Source organism: Hwangdonia sp. (assembly GCF_048381975.1).
In the GTDB taxonomy this organism is placed as follows: Bacteria; Bacteroidota; Bacteroidia; order Flavobacteriales; family Flavobacteriaceae; genus Hwangdonia; species Hwangdonia seohaensis.
The window spans coordinates 331,083-350,390 of sequence record NZ_JBLWYT010000001.1 but is presented as its reverse complement, the minus strand read 5'-3'; the positions used below and the strand labels follow the sequence as shown (position 1 = coordinate 350,390).

General features: G+C 35.8%; 20 protein-coding genes and 1 tRNA gene. 11 read left to right on the top strand and 10 right to left on the bottom strand.

The genetic code is table 11. From position 1 onward, the window contains the following. Positions 1-2: 2 nt before the first annotated feature. The 8 genes from ACN5J7_RS01540 to ACN5J7_RS01505 all read right to left on the bottom strand — a co-directional run bounded on the left by ACN5J7_RS01540 (position 3) and on the right by ACN5J7_RS01505 (position 5,256). Complete coding sequence (locus tag ACN5J7_RS01540) at positions 3-695, bottom strand: porin family protein (RefSeq protein ID WP_418602388.1); 693 nt, start codon at positions 693-695, stop codon at positions 3-5. 164 nt (positions 696-859) lie between these two features. Continuing rightward, positions 860-1,342, bottom strand: coding sequence for a biopolymer transporter ExbD (locus tag ACN5J7_RS01535; RefSeq protein ID WP_311937109.1), 483 nt, complete (start codon positions 1,340-1,342; stop codon positions 860-862). A gap of 27 nt (positions 1,343-1,369) precedes the next feature. Continuing rightward, on the bottom strand, positions 1,370-1,981 hold the full coding sequence (locus tag ACN5J7_RS01530) for a biopolymer transporter ExbD (protein ID WP_311937106.1): 612 nt from the start codon (positions 1,979-1,981) through the stop codon (positions 1,370-1,372). Between the two features lies 1 nt (position 1,982). Next, entirely contained in the window at positions 1,983-2,417 is a 435-nt protein-coding gene (locus tag ACN5J7_RS01525) for a hypothetical protein (RefSeq protein WP_311937103.1), read from the bottom strand. 21 nt (positions 2,418-2,438) lie between these two features. Beyond that, positions 2,439-3,212 carry a MotA/TolQ/ExbB proton channel family protein gene (locus tag ACN5J7_RS01520; protein ID WP_311937099.1) on the bottom strand — a complete coding sequence of 258 codons (774 nt, stop codon included), beginning with the start codon at positions 3,210-3,212 and terminating at the stop codon, positions 2,439-2,441. A gap of 74 nt (positions 3,213-3,286) precedes the next feature. After that, positions 3,287-3,374: transfer RNA gene (locus ACN5J7_RS01515), tRNA-Ser, on the bottom strand. A gap of 78 nt (positions 3,375-3,452) precedes the next feature. Continuing rightward, entirely contained in the window at positions 3,453-4,484 is a 1,032-nt protein-coding gene (locus tag ACN5J7_RS01510; protein WP_418602387.1) for an asparaginase, read from the bottom strand. Positions 4,485-4,488: 4 nt separating this feature from the next. Beyond that, the gene (locus ACN5J7_RS01505; RefSeq protein ID WP_418602386.1) at positions 4,489-5,256 is read right to left on the bottom strand and encodes a TatD family hydrolase; all 768 of its coding nucleotides are present in this window, start codon (positions 5,254-5,256) and stop codon (positions 4,489-4,491) included. Between the two features lie 85 nt (positions 5,257-5,341). On the opposite strand from ACN5J7_RS01505, the gene ACN5J7_RS01500 reads away from it, so the two are divergent. Both ACN5J7_RS01500 and ACN5J7_RS01495 read left to right on the top strand, forming a co-directional pair. After that, on the top strand, positions 5,342-5,782 hold the full coding sequence (locus tag ACN5J7_RS01500) for a retropepsin-like aspartic protease (protein ID WP_418602385.1): 441 nt from the start codon (positions 5,342-5,344) through the stop codon (positions 5,780-5,782). A 66-nt stretch (positions 5,783-5,848) separates the two neighbouring features. Next, positions 5,849-6,481 carry a response regulator transcription factor gene (locus ACN5J7_RS01495; RefSeq protein ID WP_311937085.1) on the top strand — a complete coding sequence of 211 codons (633 nt, stop codon included), beginning with the start codon at positions 5,849-5,851 and terminating at the stop codon, positions 6,479-6,481. A gap of 549 nt (positions 6,482-7,030) precedes the next feature. Here ACN5J7_RS01495 and odhB read toward each other — a convergent pair. Both odhB and ACN5J7_RS01485 read right to left on the bottom strand, forming a co-directional pair. After that, positions 7,031-8,254: a 2-oxoglutarate dehydrogenase complex dihydrolipoyllysine-residue succinyltransferase gene (odhB, locus tag ACN5J7_RS01490; RefSeq protein WP_418602384.1), complete on the bottom strand. Its 1,224-nt coding sequence runs from the start codon at positions 8,252-8,254 to the stop codon at positions 7,031-7,033. 43 nt (positions 8,255-8,297) lie between these two features. Continuing rightward, positions 8,298-11,042 (bottom strand): 2-oxoglutarate dehydrogenase E1 component, encoded by a 2,745-nt coding sequence (locus tag ACN5J7_RS01485; RefSeq protein ID WP_418602383.1) that lies wholly within the window; start codon positions 11,040-11,042, stop codon positions 8,298-8,300. Between the two features lie 234 nt (positions 11,043-11,276). Here ACN5J7_RS01485 and ACN5J7_RS01480 point away from each other — a divergent pair, with 234 nt between their 5' ends. The 9 genes from ACN5J7_RS01480 (at position 11,277) to ACN5J7_RS01440 (ending at position 19,044) form a co-directional block, all read left to right on the top strand. Continuing rightward, entirely contained in the window at positions 11,277-11,732 is a 456-nt protein-coding gene (locus ACN5J7_RS01480; RefSeq protein ID WP_418602382.1) for an alpha-ketoglutarate decarboxylase, read from the top strand. A gap of 259 nt (positions 11,733-11,991) precedes the next feature. Further along, positions 11,992-12,498, top strand: a complete 507-nt coding sequence (locus ACN5J7_RS01475; RefSeq protein WP_311937073.1) for a cytochrome c — start codon at positions 11,992-11,994, stop codon at positions 12,496-12,498. Positions 12,499-12,523: 25 nt separating this feature from the next. Next, on the top strand, positions 12,524-13,102 hold the full coding sequence (locus tag ACN5J7_RS01470) for a fasciclin domain-containing protein (protein WP_418602381.1): 579 nt from the start codon (positions 12,524-12,526) through the stop codon (positions 13,100-13,102). A 28-nt stretch (positions 13,103-13,130) separates the two neighbouring features. Continuing rightward, positions 13,131-15,101, top strand: coding sequence for a Sec-dependent nitrous-oxide reductase (gene nosZ / locus ACN5J7_RS01465; RefSeq protein WP_418602380.1), 1,971 nt, complete (start codon positions 13,131-13,133; stop codon positions 15,099-15,101). A gap of 142 nt (positions 15,102-15,243) precedes the next feature. Next, positions 15,244-15,864 (top strand): hypothetical protein, encoded by a 621-nt coding sequence (locus tag ACN5J7_RS01460; RefSeq protein ID WP_311937063.1) that lies wholly within the window; start codon positions 15,244-15,246, stop codon positions 15,862-15,864. Positions 15,865-15,890: 26 nt separating this feature from the next. Further along, on the top strand, positions 15,891-16,328 hold the full coding sequence (locus ACN5J7_RS01455) for a nitrous oxide reductase accessory protein NosL (protein ID WP_418602379.1): 438 nt from the start codon (positions 15,891-15,893) through the stop codon (positions 16,326-16,328). Between the two features lie 4 nt (positions 16,329-16,332). Continuing rightward, a complete protein-coding gene (locus ACN5J7_RS01450; protein ID WP_418602378.1) occupies positions 16,333-17,568 on the top strand; it encodes a nitrous oxide reductase family maturation protein NosD in 1,236 nt (411 codons plus the stop codon). Further along, positions 17,562-18,269 (top strand): ABC transporter ATP-binding protein, encoded by a 708-nt coding sequence (locus ACN5J7_RS01445; RefSeq protein WP_418602377.1) that lies wholly within the window; start codon positions 17,562-17,564, stop codon positions 18,267-18,269. The genes ACN5J7_RS01450 and ACN5J7_RS01445 overlap by 7 nt, the downstream gene beginning before the upstream one ends. After that, positions 18,262-19,044 (top strand): ABC transporter permease, encoded by a 783-nt coding sequence (locus ACN5J7_RS01440; protein ID WP_311937052.1) that lies wholly within the window; start codon positions 18,262-18,264, stop codon positions 19,042-19,044. Before ACN5J7_RS01445 ends, ACN5J7_RS01440 begins: the two co-directional genes overlap by 8 nt. Positions 19,045-19,308: the final 264 nt, after the last annotated feature.

Genomic DNA, 19,308 nt, shown 5'->3' with positions numbered 1-19,308 from the left:
AATTATAAGATATAAAACATTAAGCCCACTTTAATGGCATTCATATCTATGCTTTCGCCATCTATTTTTGAAGTATCGGAAAAAATAGGATTTAAAGCATAATATAAATGAAAATTCCATGTGCCGTATCCCACACTTAATGTTAATCCGTATTGAAAATCATTAAACCCATCAACGCTACCGTATTTTAAAACCCCCAAGTCGCCAACGTGTTTAGTAGTGTGCCTAAACACATATCCCAATTTAAACCCCGTATAAATACGCCAAAAATCGTATACGGTGGGTGTTGATGTGCGCCATCGAAACTCAATGGGCATTTCAACCAAATGCATCGAAAATTTATTCTTGGAATAGGTGCTTCTGTCTTTTAAAATACTATACTCAAAATCTCCAGAAACATTTTGATTAACGAGTAAATTTTGATTAAATGAATTTGCAGAGTAACCTAAACCTACACCAATGGCAACATTTCTGTTTTTATTTATGGGCATATCTTTAATATACCCGAAATGAAAGCCTGTTGAAAATCCGCTTTGTTTAATGCTACTTGGAATATTACCCAATAAATTATAGGTTATTCCAGCGTAAAAATGATCCTCTTTATAAAGTGAATCTACAACGGTGTTTTGAGTATCTTGAGATGAAACCCACTGAAAACCCAAAATAAAAAAGATTACAAAAAAGATGTTTTTCATTTAAAGGAATGCTTGTTTTGTGCCAATACCAAATAATCGTCAATAGGATTGGTACTAAATTCAAATGGTATAACTATACAATTATACTTAAAATTGTACGATTATATATAAAAAAAAGCGTTTTGAATCAACAAAACGCTTTTTAGATATAAAATCAAGATAGTTTAATTCTTTATATTGCTTAACGCATCTCCAATACCGGTAGTATAATTAATTTTTAATGCATTTACTTTACGTAATTCTTGCTTAACATCTCCAACAATTCCCATGTTGGCATCTTTATCTACTTTTAAGGATACGGTTAAAAAGGGTACTAATTCTTCTCTTAAAGCCAGTCGCTCTGCGTCAATAAATCTTCCAACTTCAGAAACATCAGCAAACTTATCGTTAAGCTGGATTCTCGCAACCGTACCAAATTTTCTGTAATTCTCGCTTGGCTTACCCATATAAATATAACTTACTGGATATTTTTTATCAAGTTTTTCAACCTGATCTGCCAATGGTAATTGGTTTTGTATAAATAGTGTATCTTCTCTCATTACGGTAGCAACCATAAAAAAGAATAACAACATAAATACAATATCTGGTAATGATGCTGTGTTAACCGGAGGTAATCCTCCATCTTTTTTCTTTTTAAATTTAGACATAATCTTTAATCTCTATTTAATTCTAAATTATTCTACAACTTCTGAAAGTTTTTGAGGTATCTCTAGTTTAATTTGATCGACAACCTCTTTCAACTTTTCTTTATCACCAGTCCATCTCACATCTTTAATATTGTCTTGCATCTTAATAAAGTCCATATCATTAAAGCCGTTTTGTGGGCCTATTTCAAGAGCTCTTCGATTTCTCAATACATTGTAAGCTGCAACCAATTCGTTTTGCACGGCTATATAAGCGGCATAAGACGTTTCGCGATCGTTTTTTAAAGATATAATAGCTTTGTCTGGATTATCAGATGAGCTAGGGCTTTTTGCGCCTTGACAATAATCGCAAGTACCATCGCCACCATTGTCTAAAAACTCAACGGCTGCTTTACGCAAATCTTTAATTTGCATAGGCTCATCTTCAACTAATAATTGATCGTTTTTGTTCAATAAAACAGTAAATATATTTTTCTGTTTTATAATTGGCGGATCTACTTCGCTATCATCAATAGGCGGTAGTTTACGGTTAATACCAGAATCTTTCTCAATGGTAGTAGTTACCAAGAAAAATATTAGTAGTAAGAAGGCAATGTCGGCCATTGAGCCTGCATTAACTTCTGGTGCTGCTCGTTTTGCCATATTACTTTATCATTTTTTTAATTCCGAAAAACAACATTGATCCGCCTGCAATAGCTAAAAGAAGATAGAATAAATATAATCCTGCCCCTAATAATTGTGAGCCTCCAGCAGAAAGCATGTCGCCATCTTTAAGCTCTGTTTCCACACCTTTAGCCAATCCGAAATAACAAATAGCCGCCAATAAAGCGAATATCCCAACACCTTTTAAGGTGCTTTTCATGGTTTCAGAATCAGAAAAGATGTTTTTTAAACTAAAAATAACAACAAAAGCTAAAGTTAAAAACAAAACTAAATATCCAATGTACATAAACGTATTTACGGTACCACTAGACTCGCCTAGTTTAATAGCTTCATCGCCTGTTGATATTATCATTGCTAGAAACACAATAGAAAGAACTCCTACTATACCTAACAATATGGTTAATATTTTTTTCATAATACTTACAATTTTAAATTATTACTTCTTGTGTCTTATTAGCAAATCCATTAACGTAATAGAAGCATCTTCCATATCGTTAACAATGCTATCAATTTTCGCAATAATATAATTGTAAAAAATTTGAAGTATAATTGCCACAACTAAACCAAATACCGTTGTTAAAAGTGCTACTTTAATACCACCTGCAACCAACGACGGGTTCATATCACCTGCAGCTTCAATTTTATCAAAAGCCTGAATCATACCAATTACCGTACCCATGAAACCAAGCATTGGCGCCAGAGCGATAAACAAAGAAATCCAAGATACGTTTTTCTCCAACTGTCCCATTTGTACACCACCGTAAGCTACAACAGCTTTTTCGGCAGCCTCAACACCTTCGTCTGTTCTATCCAATCCTTGATAGAATATAGAAGCGATGGGCCCTTTTGTATTTCTACAAACCTCTTTTGCTGCTTCAACACCACCAGATGATAGTGCATCTTCAACATTTTGAGTTAATTTTTTTGTGTTTGTTGTAGAAAGGTTTAAAAAGATAATTCTCTCGATAGCAATCGCTAAACCTAAAATTAAACATAACAGTACAATACCCATAAATCCTGGACCACCTTCAACGAACCTCTTTTTTAGTTCTTGGTGAAATCCGAGTTCTTCAGCGGGTGCTGCGTCTTGTTCTTGAGTGATAGTTGCAACCGTTGTTACTGCCGTTGTTGCGTTTGCATTTGTAGTTGCATTAACAGTTCCGAATGCCATTATTCCTGAAATGGCTAGGATAGAAAATAATCTTTTCATGTTCTCGATCTTAATTTTATTAGTTAAAGTGTTAAAGATATAAAAAATATAGCAATTAAAAACAAAAAATACAGCAGAGAGGAAGGGATTCGAACCCTCGATACGCTATTAACGCATACACGCTTTCCAAGCGTGCGCCTTAAACCACTCGGCCACCTCTCTGTATTTCGCAATACTTTTAATTACGGTGGCTCAAATAACAAAAAAAAATTAAGCTGTTAAAATTTTAACAGTTAATTTTTAAGATATTTCACCCCTTAAATCGGTTTCGTAGCTGATTTTAAAGGATTTGTGCGAAATATTTTGTCCTATTAAATACATTAATTTAGAGATTGCCGCCTCGGTTGTGATGTCTTTTCCCGAAATTACCCCTATTTTCTTTAGCTGATTACTGGTTTCGTAGTGTCCCATAATCACACTTCCGCCCGAACATTGCGTAACATTAATAATATGTATGCTTTTTTTAATCGCATTTTTTAGAATATTTATAAACCAAGCCTCGGTTGTACAATTTCCCGCACCGTAGGTTTCTAAAATAACGCCTTTTAAATTTGGCGTGTTAAAAACACTTTGCAAAACCGCTTCAGAAATCCCTGGGAACAACTTTATAAGCGCAACATTTTTATCCAAATTTTTATGAACCGTTAATTTTTTCTTCACATTGGGCTTAAACAAATACTCGTTGTTCACTTTTAAGTGCACTCCGGATTCTGCCAAATCTGGATAATTTAAAGAGGCGAAGGCTTCAAAATGTTCGGCATTGATTTTTGTGGTTCGGTTGGCGCGATACAATTTGTATTCAAAATACAAACACACTTCCTTAACAACTGGTTTTTTTCGATGTTGCAACGATGCCACTTGAATGGACGTAATTAAATTTTCCTTGGCATCGGTACGTAAATCACCAATAGGCAATTGAGACCCCGTAAACACCACTGGTTTCGCCAAATTTTCCAACATAAAACTTAATGCAGATGCGGTATAACTCATGGTATCGCTTCCGTGCAATACCACAAAGCCATCAAAATTGTGGTAATGTTTTTCGATGACTTCGGCAATTTGCACCCAATACTCCGGATTCATATTGCTAGAATCGATGGGTTCTTTAAACGATACGGTATCGATATTACAATCTAACAGGTTTAATTCCGGGATGCGTTTTAATATATTTTTAAAGTTGAAAGCTCGAAGTGCGCCTGTTTTAAAATCTTTAACCATACCAATTGTTCCGCCGGTATATATTAGCAATATGTTTGGTTTAGTGGTGCCCATAATTCTAAATTTTAAAAATAGCTTTTGAGTTTTCGGTGGTGATTTTAGCAATGTCTGCTTCACTCCTATTATATATATAGGACAACTTTTCCAACACCTTTAATATATATACACTTTCGTTTCGTTTGCCACGGTACGGTGTAGGGGCCAAATATGGCGCATCGGTTTCCAGCACAATATGCTTTAAATCGATTTGATTTAAGAATTGGTCAATCTTTCCGTTTTTAAAGGTTGCCACCCCGCCAATGCCCAATTTCATATTATAGGATAAGGCTTGATGCGCCTGCTCCAAAGTTCCTGTAAAACAATGAAAAATGCCGAACAAATCGTCGCTCTTTTCTGTTTCCAAAACTTCAAATATCTCGTTAAAAGCGTCGCGACAATGAATAACTATAGGTAACTTGTAGCGTTTTGCAAGTTGTATTTGATGTTTAAAGGCTTTTTTTTGGATGTCTAAAGTCGATTTGTCCCAATACAAATCTATTCCTGTTTCGCCAATGGCATAAAAATGACGCTTTTCGAGCAAGGCTTCAACATGTTTCAACTCGTCTTTATAGTTGTCTTTTACGTGCGTTGGGTGCAAACCCGTCATTAAAAACACATGGTTTGGATAATCTTTCTCAAGTTGCAACATGGATGCCGTATAGGTTGAATCTATGGCTGGAATAAAAAATCGGGTAACCCCTTGCTCAATGGCACGATTAATCATCTCGTTTCTGTCATCATTAAAAGCTTCGCTGTATAAATGGGTGTGGGTATCTGTAATTATCAAGTTTTAATATTTTAAATGGTATCCTTAACACTTTTTTGTAAAAATAATTGTTTTATAGGATTATCTTTGTTTAAAACTAAATTAGATGCAAACACTGCAACAATTCCTACTTAAAAAAGAGTATACCAAAGTAAAATTGAAGCTTACCAAAACCAATCATTTTGAAGTAAAAGCCACTATTAATGGTGTAAAAGGGCTTTTTATTTTAGATACCGGAGCTTCAAGTTCGTGTGTTGGTTTTGAAGCGGTTGAAAACTTTAACCTATTAGCCGAAGATTCCTTAATTAAAGCCGCTGGTGCCGGTGCCATAGATATGGACACGCAAATGTCGAAAAAAAACAAGGTGAAGATTGGTAAATGGAAACACGATAAAGTGATTTTGGTTTTATTTAACCTCACGCATGTTAACACCGCCCTTATCAATCATAACGCGCAACCGGTTGATGGTATAATTGGTGCGGATATTTTAAAAAAGGCAAAAGCAGTAATTGATTACGAAAAAAAATATTTATACCTAAAGTTATAACATGACACAATTATAATCCTTACTTTTAATATTTAATAGCAACAATAATCCCTCACGAATTAATTAATGAACCACAGTATAGTAATTGCGGACGACCATCCGCTTATGTTAAGAGGTTTATCAGATTTTTTAACCTCAAAAGGCTTTAACATTGTTGGCAGCGCCCAAGATGGTAATGCGGCTTACAATCTTATTGTAAAGTTAAAACCGGATATTGCAATTTTAGATATTAGAATGCCCCATAAAACAGGGTTGGAAATTGCCGAAGCATGCCAAAAAAACAACCTTAACACTAAAGTTATTTTAATAACCTTTGATAAAGAAGAAGAAGTTTACGACCAAGCTATTGAGTTTGGCGTTTATGGCTACATTTTAAAAGAATTTGCTATTGAAGAAATTGAAACCTGTATTGCTCATGTTGTAAATAACAAATCTTATTTTAGCGAAGAAATCGCTGATTATTTAAACGTTAGTAGCGCACAGCAAAAACCTAAAGCTTTGGCCTCGTTAAGTAAATCTGAACTTAAAATAGTTAAACTTGTTGCCGAAAATAAAACAAGCCATGATATTGCCGAAGAGCTAAGTATTTCTATTAGAACCGTAGAAAAGCACCGGAGCAATATTTTAGCAAAACTGGGACTGGACAATAAACCCTCCTCACTCTCTATTTGGGCAGGCGTAAATAAAGACTTCCTTTAGTCCTGTTTTTATCAAATAAAAATAAAATCAAGAATTTTTAAAAATACGTAGAACTACGTATTGCTTTTATCGACTGATTGTCATATATTTACAGTGCTATTAATTAGTTCTTAGGGAGAATTATTGAAAGCTCTAAATTGTAATGATTTGGAGCTTTCTTTATTTATAGAAACCATCTTCTTGCAAAAAATACGTAGAACTACGTATTTTTTATATCATCGATATGCTATACTTTTACAGTGCTATTAATTAATTCTTAATTAGGGAGAATTTTTATGAGGGCTCTGCGTATTTAACGCAGAGTCTTCTTTAAAAAAAGAATTAATAAAAACCTCAAAACTACCTTTTATATAAACGCCATGGAAACAAATAACAGTCTCGACAAATACTTTGCAGTAGGCCTAATAGTTTTAGTTCTCATTATAATTTCAATTAATATACTTGTCACTTTTTTTTAGTTTTAGTTAGTCTTTTTTAAAGGTATTAGTTGAAAAAAAAAGCGAGTTACCCATAAAGTAACTCGCTTTTTTATTTATTGAAATTTGTCTTTTAAAGCTCCAATGCTCTTTTAACATCGTTATCCATCAACAATTCAATTGGGTTTTCCAAAGCTTCTTTAACAGCTACTAAAAATCCAACAGATTCTTTACCATCTATAATTCTATGGTCGTAGGATAGTGCCACAAACATAATTGGGCGAATTTCAACCTTGCCATCAACAGCAACAGGTCGTTCAACAATATTATGCATACCTAAAATAGCACTCTGTGGCGGATTGATAATTGGTGTAGACAACATGCTTCCAAACACACCCCCGTTTGAAATGGTAAATGTGCCTCCGGTCATCTCATCAACAGTAATCTGTCCGTCGCGAGCACGAATAGCCAATCGTTTTACTTCGGCTTCAACACCTCTAAAACTTAAGTTTTCAGCATTTCGTATTACAGGTACCATAAGCCCTTTTGGTCCCGAAACCGCAATACTAATATCGCAAAAATCAAAAGAAATCATCTCTTTATCATCAATCATAGAATTAACGTCCGGATACATTTTTAAGGCTCTAACAATTGCTAAAGTGAAAAAACTCATAAATCCTAAACCAACACCATGCTTGGTTTTAAAGGCCTCTTTGTAATCTGAACGCAATGCGAAAATTGGCGACATATCAACCTCATTAAACGTGGTTAACATGGCCGTTGTATTTTTGGCTTCAACCAAACGCTCTGCTACTTTACGTCGCAACATAGACATTCTACTGCGCGATGTCCCTCTGTTACCGCCCGTTGGCGTACCCATACTTGGCACGGCGTTTACAGCGTCTTCTTTAGTAACACGACCATCTTTTCCTGTACCGGAAATTGAAGCAGCATCCATACCTTTTTCAGCTAAAATCTTTTTAGCTGCAGGACTTGCTGTTCCTGTGGCGTATGTTTTAGCCTCGGTTACTTTAGCCTTTGGGGCTTCCGTTTTAGGTGCCTCTTCCTTTTTTTCTTCCTTTTTTTCTTCCTTTACAGCATCAGCACCATCTGGCTTTTCTGCGCTGGTATCAATTAAACACACCACGGCCCCAACAGCTACGGCATCGCCTTCTTCCGCTTTAAGCGTAATGGTTCCGCTAGCTTCTGCTGGTAATTCAAGGGTGGCTTTATCACTATCAACCTCGGCAATAGCTTGGTCTTTTTCTACATAATCGCCATCTTCAACTAACCATGTTGCTATTTCTACTTCGGTAATAGATTCCCCTGGTGATGGTACTTTCATTTCTAAAATCATGCTCTATAATTTTAATTGTATATGAGTTTTTAATTATCGTTTTTTAATTTTCAACATTGAAAACAGCGTTTATTACACGTTGTTGTCGTCGTTTATCGCGGGTACTTGACCCCGGTGCCGGCACCGAATTGTATGGTCTTGATATAACTTCTAATTTAACCAAATCTAGGCGTTGCATCATATGGCTCCAAGCGCCCATATTCATGGGTTCTTCTTGCGCCCAAACATAATTTTCAACGTTTGGATAACGGTTAATGATTTGCTGAATTTTGTCTAAATGTAATGGGAATAATTGCTCTATACGCACTAATGCCACATCCTCGTTATTTAATTCTTCTCTTTCAGCCAATAAATCGTAATAGAATTTACCCGTACAGAATACTAGTTTTTTTATGTTTTTCGGATTTACCGAATCATCGATAACTTCTTGAAAGGTATCGGTTGATAATTCTTTTATAGACGAAACCGCTTTGGGGTGACGCAATAAACTTTTTGGCGTAAAAACGATTAGTGGTTTTCTGAAATCGCGTTTCATTTGACGACGCAGTAAATGGAAGAAATTTGAAGGTGTTGTACAATTTGCTACAACCATATTATCATCGCCACATAATTGTAAATAACGCTCTATTCGTGCCGATGAATGTTCGGACCCTTGCCCTTCGTAACCATGTGGCAATAGCACGACAATTCCGTTTTGGGCTTTCCATTTGTCTTCGGCTGCAGATAAATACTGATCGAAAATAATTTGAGCGCCGTTGCTAAAATCCCCAAATTGTGCTTCCCAAATGGTTAATGTATTTGGGTTGGCCATGGCATATCCGTAGTCGAAACCTAACACAGCATATTCGGATAACAAGGAATTGTAAATATCCATTTTACCCTTGCTTTCAGGGTTTATATTTAAAAGATTGATACGTTCTTCAGAAATTTCATCCCTTAAAATAGCATGACGGTGACTAAATGTACCACGTTCAACATCCTGCCCGGAAATACGCACGTTAAAACCTTCTTCCATCAAACTACCATAAGCCAAGGTTTCTGCCATACCCCAATCGAGTGTATCGGTTTCAAAAACCATTTTTGCCCGACCATCTAAAATGCGTTCGGCTTTACGCAAAAACTTAACGCCTTCGGGAACAGTTGAAACGACTTTTGATATGTGTTCTAACTTTTCCTTTGGGTAACTTGTATTAACAGTTTTAAGCATTGCTTCCAACCCTTGACGCTTAAACGCCGTCCAGCGCTCTTGCATAAACTCACGAACTATTGAAGCATCTTCTTCTTTGGATTTCGTGTATTCCCTTTCCAAAGTATCCTTAAAATCAGATACGATTTTATCCAAATAGGCTTTGTCAATAGTGTTTTCAGCTATAAGTTTATCCGAATAAATTTTAAACGGATTTTGGTGCTTTGCTATATTTTTATAGAGTTTAGGCTGTGTAAAACGTGGCTCGTCACCTTCGTTATGACCATATTTACGATAGCCCAATAAATCGATATACACGTCTTTTTTATAACGCATTCTGTATTCCAAAGCCATTTCTACGGCATGTACCACCGCTTCGGCATCATCAGCATTTACGTGTAGAACGGGTGACAATGTTACTTTTGCAACATCGGTACAATACGTACTGGAACGTGCATCGAGATAATTGGTTGTAAAACCGATTTGATTGTTTACTACAATATGAACGGTACCACCGGTTTTATAGCCGTTTAGCTGGCTCATTTGTGCCACTTCGTAAACAATGCCCTGTCCTGCAATGGCGGCATCGCCATGTACAACTATTGGGATTATTTTAGAGTCGTCGCCATCATAATCCGTATCTATTTTTGCCCTGGTAATCCCTTCGGCAACCGATGCAACGGTTTCTAAGTGTGATGGATTTGGCACCAAGTTCATCTTAATGTTCTTACCGTTTTGGTAAGTTTTATCAAGCGTTAATCCCAAATGGTATTTTACATCGCCATCAATATTTTCGTCTTCAAAATCTTTTCCATCAAATTCGCTAAAAAGCTCCCTGAGTGGCTTTCTAAAGATATTTACCAGCGTGCTTAAACGCCCACGATGCGCCATACCCAAGACGCATTCTTTTACACCGTATCTTTCTACCGCATAAAAAAGCACGTTACTAAGTGCAGGTATTAAAGATTCGCCACCTTCTAAAGAAAAACGTTTTTGCCCCACATATTTGGTTTGCAAAAAGTTCTCGAAAGTAACGGCTTGATTTAATTTTGAAAGTATATATTTTTTCGTTTCAACTGAAAATTTCGGCTGATTTTCATTTTTATTCAATTGCTCTTGCCACCATTTTATCACCTCAGGATTGCGCAAATACATATATTCCACACCTATTGAGCTGCAATAAATGTTTTCTAAATGCGATATGATTTTGCGTAAAGGCTGAGCGCCAATTCCTAAGTTTTCGCCGGCGTTAAAAACCGTATCCAAATCACTTTCAGAGAGATTGAAATTCTCTAATGCTAAAGTTGGTGTGTAAGTTCGTCGCGCTCTTACGGGGTTTGTTTTGGTAAACAAATGCCCCCGCATTCGGTAGCCGTCAATAAGCCTAACCACTTGAAATTCTTTTTGAACATGCTCTGGAATTTGAGTGGAAACGCCTTCAACAATTTCGCCTTCCAATCCGTAATTCTCTGTGCCAAAATCGTAACCTTGAAAAAAGGCTCTCCAACTGGGTTCAACCGTATCAGGATTTTGTAAATACTGATCGTATAAATCAGCAAAATATGCTGTATGTGCTGCGTTTAAAAATGAAAATTTATCCATTATTATTTTTAATACCGTGTAGGTTCGTCAAAATATTTCTCAAAAATACAACTTTTACTAAAATTAGATGTTTCTTTTATTATATTTATAAGTAATTATTACCCATTTATAAATCAAGCTGTTGTTTAGTATTAAATTTTTGATGATTTCTAATTTTATTTCATTATGCATCCGTTTATAAACACAAAAACCTGCCTTCTATTTTTATACCTGTTTGTAGCTACAAATGTTATAATGGCACAGCAACAAAACCATGATTTTTGGCAACAAGTTAGGTTTGGAGGCGGTATTGGCTTAAGCTTTGGCGATGGCTATTTTAGCGGTACTATTGCCCCAAGTGCTGTTTACGAATTTGATAGGAATTTCGCTTTTGGTTTAGGGCTTAACGCAACATTTAACAATCAAAAAAATGTTTACAAATCCACCATTTTGGGCGGCAGCTTAATTGGATTGTTTAATGTTATAAACGAATTACAGATTTCGGGCGAACTTGAGCAACTTAACGTTAACCGAACCTACAATGTTAATTTGAATTTAGACAAAGATAATTATTGGGTTCCTGCTTTATTTATTGGTGCTGGTTACCGAAATGGCCAAGTCACTTTTGGTGTTCGATACGATGTATTGTACGATGCCGATAAAAGTATTTACGCCAATGCTTGGGCGCCTTTTGTTAGGTTTTATTTCTAAAATAAATCCTCGTAAAATCAATCTTTTTTATTTAAAAATTCTTTGTCTTTATTTTTATCTTCTTTTTTTGAAAATTTTATGTGAACAAAACTTCGTTTTCACACAAACCCTTGCTGAATAAAACCCTGTCTGTCATTAGGTTATCTGCATAAGCAAATTCAAGTCGTAAAACAAAAAAGACAAGTTTGTCCTAAATATGACAAATATCATATTTTACATCTTTGTTTGATTGTAATTTTGTGACTTAAATTAAGAAAATATGAAATCAACACTAAAATTAATGACCATTTTATTTGCTACGCTACTTTTTAGTTGTGGTGGCAAAGAAGAAAAAAAGAAGGAAGGATTCTCTTATCAAAAGAAAGCTCCAACAGAAAAAACTACTACAACAAAAAAGGCTGAAAAAGTTCCGGCATCCAAAACCGTCGATTTAACCAATAAAGGTGTTGGCCCTATTACGTCTATAACATTAGGTGCAGAAATAGACCAGAAAATGGCAGCTCATGGCGCTGATGTATTTAAAAATATGTGTACGGCTTGCCACAGACCCGACAAAAAGTTTATTGGTCCAGCTCCTAAAAATATTTTAGAACGCAGAACTCCAGAATGGGTTATGAACATGATTTTAGATCCAGAAGGCATGGTTAAAAACGATCCTTTAGCTAAAGACTTATTAATAGAGTTTAACGGTTCTCCAATGGCAAATCAAAACTTAACAGAAGAAGAAGCCCGAGCTGTATTGGAATATTTTAGAACCCTAAAGTAAGTAACACAACTAAAAACCATAACTAATGAAAACTATTAAACTACTGTTTTTGGTTTTTGCATCGGTAGCATTAATGTACTCTTGCAAAAACGAAACGAAACAAACCTCAACGAACTCTACGGCTACATCAACTGAAAGTGCATCTGAAGAACGTACAGGACAAGCTTTTATTGAAGATGATGGATCTACACCTAATGTCCTGCAAATAGCAATTGGCTCTGCAGACCACTCTACATTAGTGGCGGCCGTTCAAGCTGCGCAACTGGAAAATGCATTGGTAAATGCAGGTCCGTTAATGGTTTTTGCACCAACCAATGAAGCTTTTGCCGCTTTACCGGAAGGTACCGTTGAAAACCTGTTAAAACCAGAAAACAAAGATGCTTTGGCCAATATTTTAAAGTACCACGTAACTCCTGGAAATTACTCTAAAGACTTTTTGAAGAAATTTAAAAAGCTTGGACAAGCCAACAATGGCTATGTAAAAGTTGAAGTTGTAGATGGAGAACCCCTAATTGGAGGTGCAAAAATTATTGCCAGCGTACCAGCAGGAAACGGGATAGTACATGTAATTGACAAGGTATTATTACCTCCAACGGAAGAATAAAAAAACACTAATCAAATTCTATATAACAATGAAAAAATTATTTAAAATAAGCGTTGCAGCTTTATGTGTTCTCGTAGCATTTACAAGCTGTAATAACTCGGGTAAATCAGGTGGAAAATCTGGAGCCTTAGCAAGTAATATTGCTGAAAAAGTATATGTTGCTCCCGGTGAGCACGACTCGCATTACGCGTTTATATCTGGTGGATACAGTGGTAACCTTACAGTTTACGGTTTACCATCAGGACGATTGTTTAAGGAAATCCCTGTGTTTTCGCAATTCCCAACAAACGGTTACGGATATTCTGAAGAATCAAAACCTATGTTAGAAACCTCTTACGGTTTTATTCCTTGGGACGATTCGCATCACCCAGACATTTCCCAAACCAATGGCGTATTAGATGGCCGTTGGGTATTTATCAACGGAAACAACACACCTCGTATTGCCAGAGTTGGATTAAGATCGTTTGAAACGGAAGAAATTATTGAAATTCCAAACAGTGCAGGTAACCACAGTTCATCTTTTATCACAGAAAACACGGAATATGTGGTAGCAGGAACACGTTTCTCTGTTCCAGTGCCTCAAAGAGATATGCCTATTAAAGACTATAAAGGAAACTTTAAAGGGGCTTTAACTTTTATTTCTGTTGATCCAGAGCACGGACATATGGATATTAAATTCCAAGTGTTGATGCCAGGATTTAACTATGATTTATCACACCCTGGACGTGGAAAATCTCACGGATGGTTCTTCTTTACAACGTATAATACCGAAGAAGCAAGTACTTTATTAGAAGTTAACGCTTCTCAAAACGATAAGGATTTTATTGCAGCCATTAACTGGAAAAAAATTGAAGAATACGTGAACAATGGAGGTGGTACTATGATGCCAGCAAACTATGCACACAACATCCTTGATGAAAACACACACATTACCACGTCTACAATGAAAAAAGAAGTGCGTGTGATTAATCCTTCTGAAGTTCCTGGAGCTGTATATTTATTACCAACACCAAAATCACCTCATGGTTGTGATGTGGATCCTTCAGGAGAATACATTGTAGGTAACGGTAAATTATCTGCTAACTTAACAGTGCATTCATTTACAAAAATGCTAGATGCCATTGAAAATGAGAAATTCGCAGGTGATGCTTATGGCATTCCGGTATTAAATTTCGAAGATGTATTGGCCGGTTCGGTAGAGCAACCAGGATTAGGCCCATTACATACTGAATTTGATGGCAAAGGAAACGCTTATACAACCTTCTTTATCTCTTCTGAAGTTGTAAAATGGAAATTAGGCACTTGGGAAGTTATCGACAGAAAACCAACGTATTACTCTGTTGGTCACTTAACCATTCCAGGTGGAAACTCTAGAGAACCTTTTGGAAAATACATGTTCGCGATGAACAAAATTACAAAAGACCGTTATTTACCAGTTGGCCCAGAAATGGAGCACTCTGCACAATTGTATGATATTTCTGCTGAAAAAATGGAATTGCTTTTAGATTTCCCAACACATGGTGAGCCACATTATGCTGCCGCTATTCCAGCAGAAATAATTAAAGAAAACTCACTTAAATTCTATAAGCTTGCCGATAACAAACATCCGCGTAAAGCTACCAACGAAAGTGAAACCAAAGTGGTTAGAGACGGTAAAAACGTGCATGTTTACATGACATTAATCCGTAGCCACTTTACACCGGATAATATTGAAGGCATTAAAGTGGGCGACAAGGTGTTTTTCCATGTTACCAACTTAGAGCAGGATTTTGATGTACCTCACGGTTTCGCAATGATTGGCGCCAATAATGCCGAATTGTTAATCGCTCCTGGACAAACCAGAACCTTAACATGGGAACCAAAACAAGTTGGTGTATGGCCATTCTATTGTACAGATTTCTGTTCAGCGCTACACCAAGAAATGCAAGGTTATGTTCGCGTGTCTCCGGCAAATAGCAATGTACCTTTAAAATGGTCATTAGGAGAAGATATTGAATAAAAATTAGAGAAATTTTGTTTTAGTGTTTATTTCTCTAAATAAGGCGAGGGTTGATATTTCGCTCTCGCCTTTCTTTTTAAAACACTATTATCTGTTTACACAGAAACCTCACTCAACCCAATAACTATCAACATATAATATTATGAAAAAGGCTGGCATAATAATGATTATAGGATCATTACTGTTATTAGGACTTTTTAAATTTCCTTTATGGAATATCATGCTTGGTGCCCCACAATATCCAGACCCGCTTGGTATGAATATTTATATTGATGGCATACAAGGTGTCGAAGAATTCGATTTACAAAACATTGATGGGTTAAACCACTACATAGGTATGAAAACGATACCTAAAGCAGATGAAATGTGGGAGTTCGCCGTATTTCCAAAAGTTATTTTGGGCATGGTAATCCTGGGTGTTGTTATTGGTTTATTAGGTTTCCTTAAAAAAATAAGCTACAAATTTTTCTTGGGCTGGTTTGTACTCATGTCTGTATTAGGAATTTTAGGCATGTACGATTTTAACAACTGGCTAATCGATTACGGTAGCAATCTAGACCCACATGCTATTTTAAAATTAAATAATCCAGATGGTACGCCCATGACCTACAAACCACCATTATTCGGATTTCAAAAACTATTAAATTTTGATGTTACCTCATTGCCACATACGGGCGGTTACCTTATGTTTGTGGGAATGACATTAACACTTGTTGCGTTCTGGTTGGGCAGAAAAACAAGCTTAAAAAAAGCAACGCAATAACACCGCATTTTTAAAACACTAAAATCATGCAAACACTAAAACACTATTCAATTATTGCATTATTACTGATATGTTTCAGTTGTGATGTAAAACCAAAACCAATAAACTACGGAAGCGATGGTTGCCATTTTTGTAAAATGACCATTGTTGATAAAGTCCACGCCGCAGAAATTGTAACCAAAAAAGGCAAGGTCTATATGTTTGATGCCACAGAATGTATGATTCATTTTATGGACGAATTCGACACTTCTGAAATTAAACTTTACCTATCCAACAACTACACAGAACCCGAAGCTTTAATTGATGCTACAAAGGCCACTTTTTTAATTAGCGAAAACATCCCAAGTCCAATGGGCGCCTTTCTATCGGCTTTTAAAAATAAAGCTGACGCTGAAAAACCACAGGCTGAAAAAGGAGGCGACTTGTATACCTGGACCGAATTACTAGCAAAATTTAAAGACTAGTGCCATGAAACATATTATCTTTTTTTTATCCGCCATCTTAATGGCTAACCTAACTATGGCACAAACTATCGAGGTTTGCGGCAGTTGCAATATTTCTACTTTAAAAGAAGGCATTGCACAAGCTAAAGATTTCGACACCATTATTGTTAAAAAAGGGACTTACAAAGAGCACAACATTAAAGTAGACAAACCATTAACCATTATTGGAGAAAACTATCCAGTAATTGATGGCGAAGCAAAAGGTGAAATCATCACCGTTACCGCTGATAATGTTACGGTTGACGGCTTATTTATTATAAACGTTGGCACAAGTTATACTGAAGACTATGCCGCTATTCGCGTAAAAAACAGTAAAAACTTTACCATTAAAAACCTGGTTTTAGAAAAACTCTTCTTTGGTATTTATATTGAAAGATCAAGAGACGGTAAGGTGTTTCATAACAAAATAATTGGTGATGCCGTTGAAGAATACAACTCGGGCAATGGCATACAATTGTGGTACAGTAAAAATGTAGACATCGAACACAATTTTGTGCAACACGTTAGAGATGGCATCTATTTAGAATTTTCAGATTTTTGTACCATAAAAAACAACGTAAGCTCTTTAAATGTGCGTTATGGTCTGCACTTTATGTTTTCTAATGACGATATGTACCAAGACAATATATTTGAAAACAACGGTGCCGGAGTGGCCGTTATGTTTTCAAAAAGAATAAAAATGTACAATAACATTTTTAAGGAAAATTGGGGTACCGCATCTTATGGTTTACTTCTAAAGGAAATAAACGATGCCGAAATACAGGGCAACACATTTAAAGATAACACCATAGGCATTAATGTTGAAGGCTCTAACAGAATCAACTACATAAACAACAACTTTATAAGTAATGGTTGGGCATTAAAAGTTCGCGGCGCCTGTTATGCCAACCTCTTTAAAAGCAACAACTTTTTGTATAATTCCTTTGATGTTTCTTATAACAGCAAGATTAACGATAATGGTTTTGAATCTAATTTTTGGAGCAACTATACAGGTTACGATTTAGATAAAGACGGCATAGGCGATGTGCCCTACAGACCCGTAAAATTGTTTTCATATATTGTAAACAGAACACCGGAAACCATTATTTTACTGCGTAGTTTGTTTATAGATATTATTGATTTTTCCGAGAAAGTATCCCCTGTTTTTACGCCAGATAATTTACTGGACAATAAACCTAAAATGAAAAAAATAACATGGTAAGCATTCAAAATTTACATAAAAAATTCGGTAAAAACCAAGTTTTAAGCGCGCTGGATTTAGAAATTAGCGAGGGCGGTATTTTTGCTGTTCTGGGTCCTAACGGCTCTGGTAAAACCACATTGATAAAATCTATTTTAGGCATGGTTATACCCAATAAAGGCGCCATTTCCGTACTTGGAGAAAACGTAAGAAAGAATTCAGATTACAGACATAAAATTGATTATTTGCCGCAAATTGCCAACTTCCCGAGCAATTTAAAAGTAAAGGAATTAATTAAAATGATTAAGGACTTGCGCAAACACACTGATGAAGACGAACGTTTAATCAAACTTTTTAAATTAAAGCCGTTTTTAGACAAAAAACTAGGCACCCTTTCCGGAGGTACAAAACAAAAAGTAAACTTGGTATTAACCTTTATGTTTGATAGTCCGTTAATTATTCTAGACGAACCCACAACAGGCTTAGACCCTATTTCGCTAATTCGATTAAAGGATTTAATTCAAGTGGAAAAAGCCAAAGGAAAAACCATTTTAATAACCTCGCATATTATGAGTTTTGTTGAAGAGGTTTCCGATGAAATCGTATTTTTATTAGAAGGTAAAATTTACTTTAAGGGCACCATTTCAGAATTAAAAAACAAGACCGAACAACCCGATTTCGAACATGCAATCGCATCAATACTTTCAGAAAACCATGCTTAAAATATTAAAATACAGTTTTTACGACCTCATGCGCAGCCGTTGGAGTTACGTTTATTTTGCATTCTATTTAATGCTTGGCATTGTACTCTTGTTTTTAAACAACGACCTTTCAAAGGCTGTGATTACTTTAATGAATGTAATTATAGTTTTAGTACCATTAATCGGTACCATTTTTGGCGTGATGTACTACTACAACTCCAAAGAATTTACCGAACTTTTATTGGCGCAACCCTTAAAACGTTCAAGTATATTTTTGGGTCAATATTTAGGTGTCGCACTATCGCTTTCAATGAGTTTGATTTTAGGATTGGGCATCCCGTTTGTATTTTACGGGTTGTTTGAAAGTAGTGCCATTTGGGATTTTTCCCTGCTGCTCATCACGGGTACTTTTTTAACCCTAATATTCACGGCATTGGCTTTTAATATCGCTTTATCAAACGAAAATAAAATCAAAGGTTTTGGTTACGCCATTTTATTGTGGCTGTTTTTGGCGGTAATTTACGACGGGCTGTTTTTAATGACTTTAATTTTGTTTGAAGATTACCCGTTAGATAAGTTATCGTTGGTTGGCACCATGCTCAATCCCATCGATTTATCGAGAACGCTCATTCTTTTAAAACTAGATATTTCGGCACTGTTAGGATATACGGGTGCTGTTTTTAAGCAATTCTTTGGCACTAATTTCGGATTGATTGTATCCACGATTATGCTAACGGCTTGGGTAATTTTTCCGGTGTTGAGAATTATATTCAAATCAAAAAAGAAGGATTTTTAGATTCAATATGAATTTAGCAAAAAAATATCTTTTCTTTCATTGTCCTTAATGTGACATAATCGGTTCGTCACCCGAACTTGTTTCAGCGTCGTGTTCAACTAATGATTATGAGATGCTGAAACGGGTTCAACATGGCGTTACGTTATCTGTATTACGGATAGAGGATATGCAATTTTTTTTTTAATATTCCCTTAACATTATGACAAATATCATGTTTTCAGATTAAATCTAAATGTAAATTTGATTTCAATTAGGACAAAAACA

Bases quoted from the DNA above. Each gene is read 5' to 3' on its own strand.
- ACN5J7_RS01540 (WP_418602388.1), bottom strand. From the start codon at position 695: ATGAAAAACATCTTTTTTGTAATCTTTTTTATTTTGGGTTTTCAGTGG.
- ACN5J7_RS01535 (WP_311937109.1), bottom strand. From the start codon at position 1,342: ATGTCTAAATTTAAAAAGAAAAAAGATGGAGGATTACCTCCGGTTAAC.
- ACN5J7_RS01530 (WP_311937106.1), bottom strand. From the start codon at position 1,981: ATGGCAAAACGAGCAGCACCAGAAGTTAATGCAGGCTCAATGGCCGAC.
- ACN5J7_RS01525 (WP_311937103.1), bottom strand. From the start codon at position 2,417: ATGAAAAAAATATTAACCATATTGTTAGGTATAGTAGGAGTTCTTTCT.
- ACN5J7_RS01520 (WP_311937099.1), bottom strand. From the start codon at position 3,212: ATGAAAAGATTATTTTCTATCCTAGCCATTTCAGGAATAATGGCATTC.
- ACN5J7_RS01510 (WP_418602387.1), bottom strand. From the start codon at position 4,484: ATGGGCACCACTAAACCAAACATATTGCTAATATATACCGGCGGAACA.
- ACN5J7_RS01500 (WP_418602385.1), top strand. From the start codon at position 5,342: ATGCAAACACTGCAACAATTCCTACTTAAAAAAGAGTATACCAAAGTA.
- ACN5J7_RS01495 (WP_311937085.1), top strand. From the start codon at position 5,849: ATGAACCACAGTATAGTAATTGCGGACGACCATCCGCTTATGTTAAGA.
- odhB (WP_418602384.1), bottom strand. From the start codon at position 8,254: ATGATTTTAGAAATGAAAGTACCATCACCAGGGGAATCTATTACCGAA.
- ACN5J7_RS01485 (WP_418602383.1), bottom strand. From the start codon at position 11,042: ATGGATAAATTTTCATTTTTAAACGCAGCACATACAGCATATTTTGCT.
- ACN5J7_RS01480 (WP_418602382.1), top strand. From the start codon at position 11,277: ATGGCACAGCAACAAAACCATGATTTTTGGCAACAAGTTAGGTTTGGA.
- ACN5J7_RS01475 (WP_311937073.1), top strand. From the start codon at position 11,992: ATGAAATCAACACTAAAATTAATGACCATTTTATTTGCTACGCTACTT.
- ACN5J7_RS01470 (WP_418602381.1), top strand. From the start codon at position 12,524: ATGAAAACTATTAAACTACTGTTTTTGGTTTTTGCATCGGTAGCATTA.
- nosZ (WP_418602380.1), top strand. From the start codon at position 13,131: ATGAAAAAATTATTTAAAATAAGCGTTGCAGCTTTATGTGTTCTCGTA.
- ACN5J7_RS01460 (WP_311937063.1), top strand. From the start codon at position 15,244: ATGAAAAAGGCTGGCATAATAATGATTATAGGATCATTACTGTTATTA.
- ACN5J7_RS01455 (WP_418602379.1), top strand. From the start codon at position 15,891: ATGCAAACACTAAAACACTATTCAATTATTGCATTATTACTGATATGT.
- ACN5J7_RS01450 (WP_418602378.1), top strand. From the start codon at position 16,333: ATGAAACATATTATCTTTTTTTTATCCGCCATCTTAATGGCTAACCTA.
- ACN5J7_RS01445 (WP_418602377.1), top strand. From the start codon at position 17,562: ATGGTAAGCATTCAAAATTTACATAAAAAATTCGGTAAAAACCAAGTT.
- ACN5J7_RS01440 (WP_311937052.1), top strand. From the start codon at position 18,262: ATGCTTAAAATATTAAAATACAGTTTTTACGACCTCATGCGCAGCCGT.